The sequence below is a fragment of the Nocardioides aequoreus genome (assembly GCF_000720335.1).
Taxonomy (GTDB): domain Bacteria; phylum Actinomycetota; class Actinomycetes; order Propionibacteriales; family Nocardioidaceae; genus Marmoricola; species Marmoricola aequoreus.
In genome coordinates, this window is the sequence record NZ_JOJN01000002.1 from 635498 (window position 1) to 650689 (window position 15192).

Below are 15192 nucleotides of genomic sequence, written 5' to 3' on the forward strand. Positions count from 1 at the left end.
GCGCCGGGACGCGGCTGAGGTGGACGAGCGCGGCGCCGTCAGGCTGCTGTCGATCAGCACTTTCACCAGCAACTTCGACCGCTTCATGGTGGCCGCGCTGCTGGTGCTGATCGCGCGCGACCTCGACGAGCCGTTGGTCGCCGTCACCTGGGTGGCCACCGCCTACTTCCTGGCCTACGGCCTGATGCAGCTGGTCTGGGGCGTGCTCTCCGACCGGCTCGGACGCGTGCGGACCATGCGCCTGGCGATGTCGGTGGCGGGCATGACCGGGGTGCTCTCGGCGCTCTCGCCCACCCTCGAGGTGCTGCTCGTCTCTCGCACCGTCGCTGGCGCCGCCTTCGCCGCCGCCGTCCCGACCGCGATGGTCTACCTCGGCGACACGGTCCCGGTCGAGCGCCGCCAGGGGCCGGTCACCGACCTCATGACCGGCGGCGCCGTCGGCATGGCGGTCTCGACGATCTCGGCGGCCGCGGTCGCCGAGCTGACCTCGTGGCGGGTCGCGATGGCGAGCACCGCCGTGCTCGCGCTGGCGCTGGGGTGGCGGCTGCGGCTGCTCACCGAGCCCGAGGGGGGCCAGAGGCCGCGCCCGCTGCCGGCCCTGACGGCGGTGCTGCGGGCGCCGTGGGCACGGCTCGTGCTGGGCCTGGCCTTCCTCGAGGGCATGGTCGTGCTCGGCTTCCTCACCTTCTTCCCGACCACCCTGCAGCAGGTGGGGCACTCGGCCACCGTGGCCGGGGCCGTCACCACGGCCTTCGGCCTCTCCACCATCGTCTTCGCCTCGCTGGTCAAGCGGCTGAGCCGGACCGTCAGCCCGGCCCGGCTGATCGGCTCCGGCGCCGTGTGCGCCGCGGCGGCCTTCGTGGCGGCGGCGTCCGACCCCGACCTCGTCGGCATCCTGGTCGCCAGCCTGCTGCTCGGCGCCGCGCGGGCTCTGATGCACTCGAGCCTCCAGACCTGGGTGACCGACGTGGTGCCGCACGCGAGGGCGATGGCGGTCAGCCTCTTCGCGACCGTGCTCTTCACCGGCACCTCGGCGGCCGCCGGCATCGGCGGCGTCCTCGTCGCGGCGGGCAGGCACACCGAGCTCTACCTGCTGGCGCTGGTGCTGGCCGTGCCGCTCGGCGTGGTCGCCACCTGGGGCCGCAGCCGCTACGGACGTCGCTAGCCCAGCAGGCTGCGGCAGGAGAGCACGTGCAGGCCGTGGTTCTTGTCGGAGAGGTAGACGTAGCCGCGGGCGTCGACCAGCACGTCCTCCGACTGGGTGACCAGGTCGCGGGGCAGCAGCCCGCGCCGCTCCGTGGGGTCGTCGGGCAGGTAGTGGGCGACCTCCCGCGGCAGGTAGGGGTCGCGGATGTCGTAGACCCGGAGGCCGGCGTTGAACCAGGTCAGGAACATCAGCTCCTCGGAGTGCAGGAGCGCGGGGTCGGCGTTCTGCGGGTGGTGCTGGTTGTGCGGCCCGAAGCGGCCGCCGCGCAGGGAGAAGTTCGGGTACGCCGCCCCGGCCGGCGGCACCGGGATGGGCAGGACCGAGAGCAGGCGGGGCGTCCGCTCGTCGCTGACGTCGACGATGCCGGCGAAGTTGTAGGGCTCCTGCGACCGCTCCGCGATGGCCTCGGTGTTGACGAGGACGAGACCGCGGGCGGCGAGCGGCACCGCGGTGTGCATGGCGATCATGCTGCTGAAGGCCGACCCGATGTCGAGGCGGCCCACGAGCTCGGGAGCGGTCGGGTCCGCGACGTCGAGCACGACGAGCCCGGCGGCCCCGTAGGGCAGGTAGGCCCGCTCGCCCTCGACGTACGCCGGGCCGTGCAGGGACACCCGCTGGGCGGGCGGTGCTCCGGTGCCGGTCTCCTGCTCGGGGAGCCACCACCTCCCGGCCACCTGCGGCGAGGTCGGGTCGGCGACGTCGAGCACGACGTAGACGTTGCCGTCGAGGCCCGGCTGGTGGGCCGCGCAGTGCACGTAGCGCCCGCCCGTCCAGTGGTTGCGGTGCACGCCCGCGTCGCCCGTGCGCCAGTGACCCAGCAGCCTGGGTGAGGCCGGGTCGGCGACGTCGAAGAGGCGCACCCCCTCGTCACCCGGGTGCGCCGGATCACCGCCCCACGGGGTCGGGCGGTGCTCCAGCCCCTGCACGAGGAGCCCGTCGGCCACCTGGACCTGCCACGTGGCCGTGCGGTCGGGCCCCTCGATCGAGGCCACCAACCGGGGTGCCGAGGGGTCGGTGACGTCGAGGACGGAGAGCCTCGGCTCCCAGAAGTGGGTCGCCCACAGGTACCAGCGCCCGTCGACCACCTGCATGGCGAGCTTGAAGACGGGGCTGCCGGCCGCCTCGGTGTAGGCCACCAGCTCCAGCCCGCGCGCGTCGGCCCCGGGAGCACCCGTCACAGGGCCGCCTCGTCCATCAGCGCCGCGAGCCCGGCCTCGGGCTCCAGGCACGCCACGCCACCCGAGACCCGGTCGGTGACCCAGACCAGGTGGTCGGCGTCGACGAAGAGGTCGTTGGCCTGGGCCACGGGCTGCCCCTCCGGCGGGGAGGCGACCCAGTGGGCGACCTCCTCGACGTGCTCGGGGTCGGCGGTGTCGTAGACCCGGAGCCCGGCGTTGAAGTACGTCGCGAAGACGACGCGCTCGCTGCGGTAGGAGCCGGCCCTGTTCTCGTGGAAGTTGTGCGGTCCGCACCGCAGCGGCTGCTCGAGGTACGCCGCCCCCGGGCTGGGGAAGCGGGAGACGTGGCGCGCCCGCTCCCCCGACACGTCGACGACGTGGCTGAAGAGCTCGGGCGCGCCCGGACCGTCCTTCTGCTGCTCGTCGGTGGCCAGCACCAGCCCCCGGCTCGGCAGCGGCAGGCACGTGTGCGTGGCGATGCCGCCCCAGCTGAGGTGGTCGACCTGACGCGGCTCGGTCATGTCGGAGACGTCGAGGACGACGAGGTTGGCGTCGTCGTAGCCGAGGTAGGCGCGGTCGCCGTCGATCAGCGCGTGGTGGGCGGCGTACCGCTCCCCCTCGGGCCACGACGGCTGCTCCCCGCCCGCTGTCCACTGCCCCGGCCACCACCACTCCGCGACCGGCGTCGGCGCGGTGGGGTCGCTCATGTCGACGACCACCCAGATGCGGTCGTTGAAGCCCGGCGGAGTCGCCGACATGTGGGCGTAGCGCCCGCCCTCCCAGACGATCCGGTGCACGCCCCGCCCGCCGCAGTCCCACCAGCCGATCTGCTGGGGGTCGGTCGGGTCCTCCAGGGAGTACACCGCCAGGCCCGCCGACCAGGGGCCCTGCGGCCCGGGAGCACGCAGCGGGAAGCCCTCGTGGTTGGTCAGCAGCAGGCCGTCGGCGACCTGCACCTTGTGGGTGTGGGTGTGGGCCGGGGCGTCCCACTGCCGCACCAGGCGGGGGTGGGCCGGGTCGGACACGTCGAGGATCGACGTGCCCGCCCCGGAGGTGCCGTTGTGGGCGACGTAGAGCACGTCTCCCTCGCGCAGCACCTGCATCCCGTCGCCACGACCGGCGAGGTCGTGGTGGCCGAGGAGCCGGAGCCCCGCGGCCGAGGCGGTGCCCAGCGTCACTGCACGACGTCCTCGACGGCCGGTCGGAGCTCCAGCCCGTTGGCCGCCTGCGCCCGCCACAGCGGCACCAGGTTGGTGTGGTCGCGCCACTCGGTGCCCTCGGGGATCTCCTCCAGGGAGATCTGCTCCTCCACGAAGCCGTCGAGGTCGGCGACCTCGAAGCCACCGTCGCTGGTGTGGTAGTCGGGAGCGTTCTCCTCCTCGTAGGCGTCCTTGTACTCCTGCGGCAGCTCGAAGTCGAGCTCCTCGGCCTTGGCCAGCACCTCCTCCTTGTTGGCGGGGTCGGTGATGAACTGGCGCGCCTTGAGGGTGGCCGCGAGGAAGGCGGCGACGGTCTCCGGGCTCTCCGAGAGCAGCTCGGCGGTCGACCACCCGTTCTGCGGCACGTCGTAGACCTCCTCGAAGAGGAACTTCCCACCCTCCTTCTCCAGCAGGCTGCGGTGGCGCAGCTGCAGGCTGGCGCCGTCGACCGTGCCCGACAGCACGGCCTGCAGCCGCTCGTTGGACTGGCCGCCGGTGCTGACGAGCTCGAGGTCGTCGAGGTTCACGCCGTTGTCGGTCAGCAGGCGGCGGATCAGGAAGTCGTTGCGGCTGCCGAACTGGCCACCGGTGATGGTCTTGCCCGCCAGGTCCTCGGCGCTGTCGATGCCGGGGCCGACCCCGAGGATGTTGGCCTCGCCGCCGAGGTAGCTGCCGATGAAGGTGACCTCGTCGGCGCCCTCGGCCGCGGCCGCGATGGCCGAGTCGGTGTCGTACAGGGCGAGGTCGAGCGAGCCGCCGATGAGCGCCGGGAGCGGGTCCTCCACGGTCACGACCTCGACGTCGTCGATGCCGACCTCGTCGAAGTAGCCCAGCTCCTCGGCCATGAAGATGTCGTGGTGGAAGAGGTAGTAGGGGTTGTCGACGCCGACGGTGAGCTCCGAGCGCACCTTCGAGGTGTCGATCTCGCCGTCGATGTCGTCGGCGCTGGCCGGCATCTCCGGCGGCCCCTCGCCCGAGGACGCCTCGTCGTCACCCCCGCCGCACGCGGTCAGGGTCACGGCCAGCAGCGACGCGGTCGCCAGGCTGAGCAAACGATTGCGCTTCATGTGCCACTTCTTCCTTGGGGTTGTGAGAGGTGCGGGAGGGAGCGGGGGACGACGCGGCGGCGACTCAGCCGCGCTGCTCGCGCCAGGGGGCGACGCGGCCCTCGAGCCAGCGCATCGACTGGATCAGGCCGACGGACATGACGGCCAGCAGGATGAGCACGCCGTAGAGCATCGGGGAGTCGAAGCGGTCGCCGGCCCGGTCGAGCAGGAAGCCGAGACCCTTGCCGCCACCGCCGAGGAGCTCGCCGATGAGCATCCCGACCAGCCCGCGGGCGATGCCCTGGTTGATGCCGGAGACCACGAAGGGGAGCGTGAAGGGCAGGATGACCTTGGTGTACATCTGCAGCCGTCCGGCTCCGAAGACCTGCCCGGCGCGCAGCAGCGAGGGATCCACCGTCTTCACGCCCGCCATGCAGTTGACCATGATCGGGAAGACGGCGGAGAGCACGATGATGGTCAGCAGCATCTCGTTGCCGAAGCCCAGGATGATGATGAGCAGCGGGATCAGCGCCACCCGCGGCAGCGAGGTCATCGCCCAGACGTAGGGGCTCAGGATCAGGTCGGCCGTCCGGCTGGCCCCCATGAAGAGCCCGACCGGGATGCCGATGGCGGCCGAGATCAGCAGGCCGATCATCAGGTTGGTCACGCTGTGCTGCAGCTCCGGGCCGATGACTCCGTCCGCGAAGCCGTTCCAGATCGCCGCGAAGGTGTCGGTGATCTTGGGGAAGAACAGCGGGTTGACCAGCTCCGCGCGGGCGATGAGCTCCCAGATGGTGAAGAAGATGGTCAGGTTGAGGATCGTGATGACTGTGTTGCGGAAGGGCGCGAAGCGGGAGACCCGCAGCTCCTCGGTGACCTTGTCGGCGGACAGGCGCGGGCTCGGGCCCACGGCGGTGTTGGTCATGGGCGAGTTGGCCGTCGGCGTGGACATCAGCCGGCCGCCTTCGCGCCGAGCGCCTCGTCCTGCAGCAGCGACCAGATGTGCTCGCGCAGCTCGGCGAAGCGTGGCGAGCTCTTCACGTCGCTGTCGAGCCGCGGCCGGGGGAGGTCGACCTCGACCAGCTCCTTGATCCGCCCGGGGCGGTTGGAGATCACAGCCACACGGTCACCCAGCATCACCGCCTCGTCGATGGAGTGGGTGATGAAGACGACGGTCTGCTGGGTCTGCGCGATGATCCGCTCGAACTCGGCCTGCATCGCCTCGCGGGTCATCGCGTCGACCGCGCCGAAGGGCTCGTCCATCAGCAGGATGGCGGGCTTGGTGACCAAGGCACGGGCGATGCCGACCCTCTGCCGCATGCCTCCGGAGAGCTCGTGGGGGTAGGACTTCTCGAACCCGGTGAGACCGACCAGGCCCAGCGCCTCGGCGATGCGCTCGTCCTGCTCGGCCTTGGACGGTCGCGAGCCGCGGTTCTCCATGGCGAACCTGACGTTGCGCTCGACCGTGCGCCAGGGCAGCAGCGCGTAGTCCTGGAAGACCATGGCGCGGTCGGCGCCAGTGCCGCGGACGGGCTCCCCGTCGACGAGCACCTCGCCCTGCAGCGGCTTGAGGAAGCCGGCGATCATGTTGATGAAGGTGCTCTTGCCGCACCCGGAGGGGCCGACGATGGCGAGGAACTCACCCCGCCGGATGTCCAGCGACACCTCGCGCAGCGCGATCAGCCTGGTCTTGGCCCGCCTGTTCTCGTAGCCCGCGGTGACGCCGCGCGCCTCGATGACGACGGGGGACGACGCGCCGGTCCTGGCCGCGTCCCCCCGGGTCGTCCCGTGACTCTCCGTGCCCGGTCGCCCCATCGGTGCTCTCCCTCGAAGTGTTGGGCTCGGTTGCAAACGATTGTCGCATCGTAGGGAGGGGACCGTGTGACGTCAATCACCTTCTGTGGCGCGTCGGACAGCGCCGTCCCGCAGCACACGGCACGACGGCACCGGCGGCGACCACCGAATGCGCACCCGTACCGGTTCGGGTGCTGCAATCGAATGCACGCACGGCTAGGGTGCTGCCGTGCCGTCCCGCCCTCCGCCGGAGCCAGCCGGCGAAGCGCCGGGAGGGTCCCGCGGACCCGGGTCGGCGCTACCCCTGCTCCAGCTGACCACCTTCACCAGCACCCTCGACCGCTTCGCGATGCCGCCGATGCTGGTGGCGATGTCGCGCGACCTCGACGTGCCGCTCACCACCGTGGTGCACGCGGCCGGGGCCTACTTCCTGGTCTACGGCCTCTCGCAGCCGCTGTGGGGGGCGGTCTCCGACCGGCTCGGCCGGGTGCGCACGATGCGGCTCACGCTGCTGCTCGCCGGCCTGTGCACCCTCGCCTCGGCGGTGGTCTGGTCGCCGCTGCTGCTCGTGGTGAGCCGCGGCCTGGCCGGCGGCTTCTTCGGCGCGGCCTACCCCGCGACGCTGATCTACGTCGGCGACACCGTGCCCGCCGAGCGCCGCCAGACCGACATCACCCGTCTGATGGTGGGCGTCGCCACCGGCACCGCGCTGGCGTCCCTGGGCGCGGGCCTGCTGGCCGACCTGGTGACCTGGCGCGCGGCCTTCGTCGTGACCGGGATCGCCTCGCTGGTCCTGGTGGTCCTGCTGCGCCGGCTGCCCGAGCCCGACCTGGCGCGGCCGAGCTCGCCGTGGGAGCCGCTGCGCCAGATCGGCCGCTCCCCCATCACGCTGCTGGTGCTGCTCTTCGCCTTCACCGAGGGCCTGGTGCTGTTGGGAGCGCTGACGCTGCTGCCGCCGGCGATCGAGAGCGCGGGCAGCACGGCCGCCGTCGCCGGCGCGGTCACGGCGGCGTACGGCGTCGCGGTGTACGCCGGCTCCCGGCTCGTCGGCCGACTGGCGCGCACCTGGCACCCCGCGTGGCTCATCCTCGGCGGCGCCCTGGCCGCGCTGCTGGGCTGCCTGCTGCTGGTCGTGAGCCGCGCACCGGCGATGGGGATCGTGGTGGCCGTGCTGCTGGGCCTGGCGTGGACCGGCATGCACTCCTCGCTCCAGACCTGGGCCACCGAGCTGCTGCCGGCGGCCCGGGCGAGCGTGGTCTCGCTCTTCGCCGGCTCGCTCTTCGTCGGCAGCTCACTCGGCGCGGTGCTGGTCGCCGACCTCGCCGACGCCGGCCGCTACGCCGTGGTCTACGCGGCGTACGCCGCCCTCGCGGTGCCGCTGGGGCTGGCCGCGACGGCGACCCGCCGCCGCTGGGTGCGCCCGTGAGGCCGCCAGGGACCCGAGGAGGCTCCTAGGATGCCTGCTGTGCAGACCCCGACCCTCCGCGACGTGGCCGACGCCGCCGGCGTCCACCCGGCCACCGCCTCGCGCGCGCTCAACCCGGGCACCCGGGGGTTGGTCAACGCCGACACCGCCCGCCGCGTGATGAAGGTGGCCGAGACGCTCGGCTACCGGCCCAACCCGATCGCCCGCGGCCTGAAGACCGCCAAGTCGGGCACGATCGGGCTGGTCCTCCCCGACCTGACCAACCCGATGTTCCCGCCCATCGTGCGCGGCATCGAGGCCATCCTGGAGGCCGCCGGCTACAGCGGGCTGATCGTCAACACCGACAACGACCCGCACCGCGAGCGGGTGCACATCGAGACGCTGCGCTCGCGCCAGGTCGAGGGCTTCATCATCGCGACCGCCCGGCTGGAGCACCCGCTCCTGGAGCAGCTGCAGCGCGAGGGCGTGCAGATGGTGATGGTCAACCGGCGGCCCGAGGGGCTCGACCTGCCCTCGATCACCCCCGACGACGCCGTGGGCGTCGAGCTCTCGGTGCGCCACCTGGCCGAGCTCGGACACCGCCGCATCGTCCACCTCGCCGGGCCCGACAACACCTCCACCGGCGTCGCCCGGGCCCGCGCCTTCCGCAACGCCGTGCGCGACCTGGGGCTCGAGCACGACCCCGCGCTGGTGGCGTCGTGCTCCCACTGGAGCGAGGAGGCGGGTGCCGAGGCGCTGCGCGGCATGCTCGACGCCGGCACCGACTTCACCGCCGTCGTGGCGGGCAACGACCTGATCGCGCTCGGCTGCTACGACGTCTTCGCCGAGCGCGGGCTGCAGTGTCCCGGCGACGTGAGCGTCGTCGGCTTCAACGACATGCCCTTCCTCGACAAGCTGCGCCCCCCGCTGACCACGGTGAGCGTGCCCCACCAGCAGATCGGCGCCGAGGCCGCGCGGCTGCTGCTGGAGGCGATCGCCGACCCGTCGCGGCCGGCGCGGTCGGTGCTGCTGCCGCTCACGCTGAAGGTCCGCGGCTCGACCGCTCCCCCCGCCGCATGAGGGCTGCCGCATGAGTGCCTCTTCGGCCCGGATGCAGGTGGCGCGCCGCGCCGACGTGCCCCCCTTCTTCGTGATGGACCTGCTCGCCGCGGCGCAGCGGCGGCAGCTGACCCACGGCGACCTGGTCGACTGCGTGGCCGGGCAGCCCTCGACGCCCGCCCCCCGCGACGTGCGCGAGGAGGCCAAGCGGCTGCTCGACCAGGACCGGCTCGGCTACACGGTCGCGACCGGCGTGCCCGAGCTGCGCCGGGCCGTGGCCGACCACCACCGCCGCACCAGCGGCATCGACGTGGGCCCCGACGACGTCGTCGTCACGACCGGCTCCAGCGGCGGCTTCCTGCTCGCCTTCCTGGCGGCCTTCGAGCCCGGCGACCGCGTGGTGATGGCCCGGCCCGGCTACCCCTGCTACCGCAACGTGCTGGCCGCCCTCGGCGTCGAGGTCGTCGAGGTCGACTGCGGCCCCGAGACCCGCTACCAGCCCACGGTCGAGGTGCTGGAGCAGGTCGCCGGACCGGTGCACGGCCTCGTCGTCGCCTCGCCGGCCAACCCCACCGGCACCATGCTGGCCCCCGCCGAGCTGGCCCGCCTCGCCGCGTGGTGCGAGGAGCAGGGCGTGCGCCTGATCAGCGACGAGATCTACCACGGCATCAGCTTCGGCCAGCCGACCTCCAGCGCCTGGGAGACCTCGCGCACGGGCGTCGTCTTCGGCTCCTTCAGCAAGTACTTCTCCATGACCGGCTGGCGGCTCGGCTGGATGCTCGTGCCCGAGGACCTGCGCCGCCCGGTCGACGTGCTCACCGGCAACTTCACGATCTGCCCGCCGGTGCTCAGCCAGCGCGCCGCGGTCGCGGCCTTCACCGACGCGTCGTACGCCGAGCTCGACGGGCACGTCGCGCGCTACGCCGCCAACCGCCGGCTGCTGCTCGACCGCCTGCCCGGCTTGGGCCTCGACCGGCTGGCCCCGGCCGACGGCGCCTTCTACGTCTACGCCGACATCAGCCACCTCACCGACGACTCCCATGGCTGGTGCCTGCGGCTCCTCGCCGAGACCGGCGTCGCCACCGCACCAGGCATCGACTTCGACACCCGCCGCGGCCGTCACTTCGTGCGGCTCTCCTTCGCCGGCGACGGCGCCGCGATCAGCGAGGGGCTCGACCGGTTGGAGGCCTGGCTCTAGTCGCGGCTGCCGCCGGTCCGGCGCTCCACGAGGTCGAGGCCGAGGGAGAGCGCGGCCCAGCCGAGTCCCATCACCGAGTAGGGACGGCGTACGCCCCGGCGGCCCAGCGACTCCGCACCCCGCTGGGTGAGCCGCTCCGAGCCGCGGTGCACCGCGATCGTGGCGAGCACGCCGCCACCGGCCAGCGCCGCGAGGGTCGCGCCCCGCGGCGTCCAGCCCTCCTCCTCCGGCTCCTCGGCCTGCTCCGGCTCGGCACCCGGGGTGCGCAGCGCGTACGACGCCCCGGCGAGGCCCGTCAGTGCGAGCGAGGCGAGCCGCAGGCGGCGCCGGTCGCGCGGGCTGCTCGACCAGTCGGGCGCGGCCACCCACCCGAAGGTGGCCACTGCGACGGTGAGGGACTCCACGACGGTCTTGTGCTCGGCGACCATCGGCACACCGTAGCGAGGGCCTGAGTACGCAGGCTCACCCACGACGAGTACGCGCGCGCTGACCACCGGGACGCGGCGTCCCTAGCGTCGGGTGTGTCGGGCGGCGCGCGGCGGTCCGCAGGGAGGAGCACCATGAGGATCAGGCACAGGCTCGTGGGCGTGCTGGCTGCCGCCACCGTGCTGACGGCGGTCGGCGCCCCGGCGCACGCGGACACGTGGTTCGCGCGCGACACGGCGCGCGACGTGGTCAGGCTCGACGCGGGCGACGACGACGTCGCCAACGCGGCCCCGGCGCCGCGGCGGCGCGAGGGCGACGTGGTGGCGCTGCGGGTCTCGCACGACGAGCGACGCGTGCGCGCAGCGATCGTCTACGACCGGCTGACCCGGCCCACCGGAGGCAAGCAGGTGGTGCACGTGCTCTCGCTGCGCACCAGCAAGGGCAAGGACGTCGACACCATCCTGCTCACCGACCGGTCCGATCGTCAGGGTGAGCTGGCCGACCGTCCCTGCCGTGGCGTCGCGACCCGGGTCGAATACGCCGCCGACCGGGTCGTCTTCAACATCCCGAGCCGCTGCCTCGGCTCGCCGCGCTGGGTCCGCGTCGGCGGGGGCATCGGCACCATGCTCGGCGAGCGCCTCTACGTCGACGACGCGCTGCGCGACGGCAGCATCCGTGACGAGATGAAGCTGGGGCCCCGGGTGCCGCGCTGAGCCTCAGGTACGGCGGCGCTCCAGGAAGGCCGTCATCGCCTCGCGTGCGCCGTCGGAGGCGAAGAGGCGGGCGCTCAGCGTCGCCATCTCCGCGGCCTGGGCGTCGATCCGGGCGACCAGGTCGCGGGCCAGGAGCTGCTTGGTCTCGCGCAGGCCCTGGGGGTGGGCCTGGGCGAGGTCGCCGCAGACCTGCGCCACGGCCGCGTCGAGCTGCTCCGGCGGGACGGCACGGGTGACGAGCCCCATCGCGGCCGCCTCGGCGGCGCCGAAGGTGCGCCCGGAGAGGAAGGTGTCGGCCGCCGCCCGGCTGGTCAGCCGTGGCAGCACCGTCAGGCTGATGACCGCGGGCGCGAGCCCGAGGCGGCTCTCGGTGAAGGCGAAGGTGACGTCGTCGGCGCAGACCACCAGGTCGGCCGCCGCGACGATCCCCAGGCCGCCGGCCCGCACGGGGCCGGCCAGCCGCACCACCACCGCCTTGGGGTGGGTCACGATCGTGCGCTGCAGGTCGGCGAGCGTGCGCGCCCCCTGCTCCATGCCGCCGGCTCCCGCCTCCTTCAGGTCGGCGCCCGAGCAGAAGACCCGGTCGGCGCTGCCCACGACCACCACGCGGGTCTCGTCGGCCGCTGCGGCCGCCAGCGCCGCCTGCAGCTGCTCGACCAGCGCCGCGGAGAGCGCGTTGCGGTTGTGCGGCGAGTCGAGGGTGATCGTGCCCACCGCGCCGTCGGCGGCGTACGTCACGAGCGGGTCGGTCATCGGTGGCTCCTTCGGGGTGACGGCCCGCGCCCCATGTAACGCTCCGTTGCACGGGCTGAGTGACCACTGTGGGGGGTGTACGGCCGGTGCAACGGAGCGTTACATGGGCCGGGCGGTCAGTACGACTTCGGCAGGCCCAGGGAGTGCATGCCGACGTAGTTGAGGATCATCTCGCGCGAGACGGGGGCGATCCGGCCGGCGCGGGCGGCGACGAGGAGGCCGGCCACGCCGTACTCGGTGGTGATGCCGTTGCCGCCGTGGGCCTGCACGGCGCGGTCGGCGGCGTCGCAGGCGGCCTCGGCGGCGGCGTACTTGGCCATGTTGGCGGCCTCGCCCGCGCCCGCGTCGTCGCCGGCCTCGTAGAGAGCGGCGGCCTTCTGCGTCATCAGCCGCGCCAGCTCGATCTCGATCTTGCTCTGCGCCAGCGGGTGGGCCAGCCCCTGGTGGGTGCCGATCGGGGCGCCGAAGACCTCCCGCTGCTTGACGTACGCCGTCGCGCGGTCGAGCGCGAAGCGCGCCAGGCCGGTGGAGAACGACGCGGCCATGATCCGCTCGGGGTTGAGCCCGGCGAAGAGCTGCACCATGCCGGCGTCCTCGTCGCCCACGAGCGCGTCGGCCGGCAGGCGGACGTCGTCGACGAAGACCTGGAACTGCTTCTCCGGGCTCACGATCTCCATCGGGATCGCGGTGTACGACAGCCCGGGGGCGTCGGTCGGCACCACGAAGAGGCACGGCTTGAGCCGGCCGGTCCGCTGGTCCTCGGCCCGCGCGACCACGAGCACGTGCTCGGCCTCGTCTACGCCGGAGATGTAGATCTTCTGGCCCTTGAGCACCCACTCCTCGCCGTCGCGGCGCGCGGTGGTGGTGATGTTGTGGGAGTTGGTGCCGGCGTCGGGCTCGGTGATGGCGAAGGCCATGGTGGCGGTGCCGTCGCAGATCCCGGGCAGCCAGCGCTGCTTCTGCGCCTCGGTCCCGAAGCGCTCGATCACGGTGCCGCAAATCGCCGGCGAGACCACCATCATCAGCAGCGGGCAGCCCTGCGCGGCCAGCTCCTCGCACACGGCGGCGACGTCGCCGATGCCGCCGCCCCCGCCGCCGTACTCCTCGGAGAGGTTGGCCCCCAGGAAGCCGGCCTTGCCGATCGCCAGCCACAGCTCGGTGGTCTTCTCGCCCTCGCGGGCGCACCGGGTGAAGTAGTCGCGCCCGTACGCCGAGGCCAGCCTGCTGACCTCGCGCCGCAGTGCCTGGCGCTCCTCGGTCTCGGTGTAGGTGCTCATGCCGGATCTCCTTCGGGGTCGTTGCTGGTCGAGCCTGTCGAGACGACCGCGAGCACGTCGCCCGCGGCCACCTGCGAGCCCACGGCGGCGAGGTCGCTGACGACGCCGTCGGTGGGGGCCTTGATGGTGTGCTGCATCTTCATCGCCTCGAGCACGACCACGGGGTCGCCCGCGCCGACCGTGGCGCCGTCGCTCGCGGGCACGGCGACGACGGTGCCGGGCATGGGCGCCAGCAGCGATCCGGCGGCCACGACGTCGGCGGGGTCGACGAAGCGCGGTCGCAGCCGCAGCGCCACGTGCCCGTGGGCGGAGTCGACGTCGACGCGGTCGCCGACGGTGCTGACGGCGTACGTCGTGCGCACGCCGCCGGTGTCCAGGGTCACCTCGGTCGGGCTGCTGGCCACCACGACGTGGCCGTCGACGCGCGGCCCGTCGCGCCCGCCCCACCAGGCGACCTCGACGTCGTCGCCCCCGTCGGTGCCGTCGTGGACGAGGCGGGTGAGCTGCGGGCCGCTCACGACGTTGCGCCACCCGACCGGGACGCCGCGCTGCACCCGGCGCGCGGCACCGGCGCGCTCCGCCAGCGCGAGCGCCGCGGCCACCGGGGCCGCGTCGTCGACCGGCCCGGGCAGCGCGAGCTCGTCGAGGAAGGCGGTGCTGACCTCGCCGGCCAGGAAGCCCGGGTCGCGCAGCGCGGCGACGAGCTGGTCGCGGTTGGTGCGCACGCCGTGGATGCGCGAGCGGCGCAGCACGCCGGCGAGCCTGCGGGCCGCCAGCTCGCGGGTGGGCGCGTGCACGACCACCTTGGCCAGCATCGCGTCGTAGTGGGTGGAGACCTCGCTGCCGCTCCGGAAGCCCGCGTCGACCCGCACGCCCGCCTCGTCCGGGATCTCGAAGCAGGTCAGCGGGCCGCTCTGCGGCTGGTAGTCGTGCAGCGGGTCCTCGGCGTACAGCCGCGCCTCGAGGGCGTGGCCCCGGGCGGGGGGCGCCGGCTCGGGGACGCGTCCCTCGGCCACGGCGAGCTGCATCGCGACCAGGTCGACGTCGTGGACGAGCTCGGTGACGGGGTGCTCCACCTGGAGCCGGGTGTTCATCTCCAGGAAGAAGAAGCGGTCGGCGGGCTCGTCGTAGAGCAGCTCGACGGTGCCTGCGCCGCGGTAGTCGACCGCCTCGGCGGCGCGCCGGGCCGCGTCGTGCATCGCCTCGCGGGTGGCCTGCGGGAGCCCCGGGGCGGGGGCCTCCTCGATCACCTTCTGGTGGCGCCGCTGCAGCGAGCAGTCGCGCGTGCCGAGCACCAGCACGCCCTCGTCGGTGCCGACGACCTGCACCTCGACGTGGCGGCCGCGCTCGACGTACGGCTCGACGAAGACGGTGCCGTCGCCGAAGGCCGACAGCGCCTCGGCGCGCGCCGACTCGACCTCCGTGGCCAGCGCGTCGAGGTCGCGCACCACGCGCATGCCGCGGCCACCGCCCCCCGCCGACGCCTTCACCAGCAGCGGCAGGTCGTCCTGCCCGGGCGACGCCGGGGCGTCGAGCACCGGCACGCCGGCCGCGCGCACCAGGTCCTTGGCGCGCACCTTCGAGCCCATCTGCTCGATCGACTCCGGCGAGGGACCCACCCAGGTGAGCCCGGCCGCCACGACGGCGCGGGCGAGGTCGACGCTCTCGGAGAGGAAGCCGTATCCGGGGTGCACGGCGTCGGCCCCCGCCCGGAGCGCGGCCTCGACCAGCAGGTCGGCGCGCAGGTAGGTGTCGGACGGCGCCGTGCCCGGGAGGCGGACGGCGGCGTCGGCCTCCGCGACGTAGGGCAGCTCGGCGTCGGCGTCGGAGTGCACCGCGACGGTGCCGATGCCGAGCTCGCGGCAGGTGCGGAAGACGCGGCTCGCGATCTCGGCACGGTTGGCGACGAGGAGGGTGCGGATCATGGGCGCCGCTGC

At 73.5% G+C, this 15192-nt stretch carries 14 protein-coding genes; 5 read left to right on the forward strand and 9 right to left on the reverse strand.

The window, feature by feature from the left end:
* Positions 1–19 precede the first annotated feature (19 nt).
* A complete protein-coding gene (locus tag IG63_RS0105635) occupies positions 20–1165 on the forward strand; it encodes an MFS transporter (RefSeq protein ID WP_030483402.1) in 1146 nt (381 codons plus the stop codon).
* Here IG63_RS0105635 and IG63_RS0105640 read toward each other — a convergent pair.
* The 5 genes from IG63_RS0105640 to IG63_RS0105660 form a co-directional block, all read right to left on the reverse strand.
* On the reverse strand, positions 1162–2385 hold the full coding sequence (locus IG63_RS0105640; protein WP_051706182.1) for an LVIVD repeat-containing protein: 1224 nt from the start codon (positions 2383–2385) through the stop codon (positions 1162–1164). The genes IG63_RS0105635 and IG63_RS0105640 overlap by 4 nt on opposite strands.
* The gene (locus tag IG63_RS0105645; RefSeq protein ID WP_030483404.1) at positions 2382–3563 is read right to left on the reverse strand and encodes an LVIVD repeat-containing protein; all 1182 of its coding nucleotides are present in this window, start codon (positions 3561–3563) and stop codon (positions 2382–2384) included. The genes IG63_RS0105640 and IG63_RS0105645 overlap by 4 nt, the downstream gene beginning before the upstream one ends.
* On the reverse strand, positions 3560–4651 hold the full coding sequence (locus tag IG63_RS0105650) for an ABC transporter substrate-binding protein (RefSeq protein WP_084596680.1): 1092 nt from the start codon (positions 4649–4651) through the stop codon (positions 3560–3562). The genes IG63_RS0105645 and IG63_RS0105650 overlap by 4 nt, the downstream gene beginning before the upstream one ends.
* Before the next feature lie 64 nt (positions 4652–4715).
* On the reverse strand, positions 4716–5582 hold the full coding sequence (locus IG63_RS0105655; protein WP_030483406.1) for an ABC transporter permease: 867 nt from the start codon (positions 5580–5582) through the stop codon (positions 4716–4718).
* Positions 5582–6445, reverse strand: coding sequence for an ABC transporter ATP-binding protein (locus IG63_RS0105660; protein WP_051706183.1), 864 nt, complete (start codon positions 6443–6445; stop codon positions 5582–5584). Before IG63_RS0105660 ends, IG63_RS0105655 begins: the two co-directional genes overlap by 1 nt.
* Before the next feature lie 208 nt (positions 6446–6653).
* On the opposite strand from IG63_RS0105660, the gene IG63_RS0105665 reads away from it, so the two are divergent.
* From IG63_RS0105665 to IG63_RS0105675, 3 genes are read left to right on the forward strand one after another with little or no spacing between them, the layout of a single operon-like run.
* Positions 6654–7850: an MFS transporter gene (locus IG63_RS0105665; RefSeq protein WP_030483408.1), complete on the forward strand. Its 1197-nt coding sequence runs from the start codon at positions 6654–6656 to the stop codon at positions 7848–7850.
* Positions 7851–7889: 39 nt separating this feature from the next.
* The gene (locus IG63_RS0105670) at positions 7890–8909 is read left to right on the forward strand and encodes a LacI family DNA-binding transcriptional regulator (protein ID WP_245604339.1); all 1020 of its coding nucleotides are present in this window, start codon (positions 7890–7892) and stop codon (positions 8907–8909) included.
* Between the two features lie 10 nt (positions 8910–8919).
* Positions 8920–10086: a pyridoxal phosphate-dependent aminotransferase gene (locus tag IG63_RS0105675; protein WP_030483410.1), complete on the forward strand. Its 1167-nt coding sequence runs from the start codon at positions 8920–8922 to the stop codon at positions 10084–10086.
* Here the strand turns inward: IG63_RS0105675 and IG63_RS0105680 are convergent.
* A complete protein-coding gene (locus IG63_RS0105680) occupies positions 10083–10514 on the reverse strand; it encodes a hypothetical protein (protein WP_157210041.1) in 432 nt (143 codons plus the stop codon). The two genes, IG63_RS0105675 and IG63_RS0105680, sit on opposite strands and share 4 nt — an antisense overlap.
* 132 nt (positions 10515–10646) lie before the next feature.
* On the opposite strand from IG63_RS0105680, the gene IG63_RS0105685 reads away from it, so the two are divergent.
* Entirely contained in the window at positions 10647–11225 is a 579-nt protein-coding gene (locus tag IG63_RS0105685; protein WP_157210042.1) for a hypothetical protein, read from the forward strand.
* Positions 11226–11228: 3 nt separating this feature from the next.
* Here the strand turns inward: IG63_RS0105685 and IG63_RS0105690 are convergent, their stop codons facing one another.
* The 3 genes from IG63_RS0105690 to IG63_RS0105700 form a co-directional block, all read right to left on the reverse strand.
* Positions 11229–11978 (reverse strand): enoyl-CoA hydratase family protein, encoded by a 750-nt coding sequence (locus IG63_RS0105690; RefSeq protein ID WP_030483413.1) that lies wholly within the window; start codon positions 11976–11978, stop codon positions 11229–11231.
* A gap of 116 nt (positions 11979–12094) precedes the next feature.
* Positions 12095–13255: an acyl-CoA dehydrogenase family protein gene (locus IG63_RS0105695; protein ID WP_030483414.1), complete on the reverse strand. Its 1161-nt coding sequence runs from the start codon at positions 13253–13255 to the stop codon at positions 12095–12097.
* Positions 13252–15180 (reverse strand): acetyl/propionyl/methylcrotonyl-CoA carboxylase subunit alpha, encoded by a 1929-nt coding sequence (locus IG63_RS0105700; protein WP_030483415.1) that lies wholly within the window; start codon positions 15178–15180, stop codon positions 13252–13254. The genes IG63_RS0105695 and IG63_RS0105700 overlap by 4 nt, the downstream gene beginning before the upstream one ends.
* Between the last annotated feature and the right edge of the window lie 12 nt (positions 15181–15192).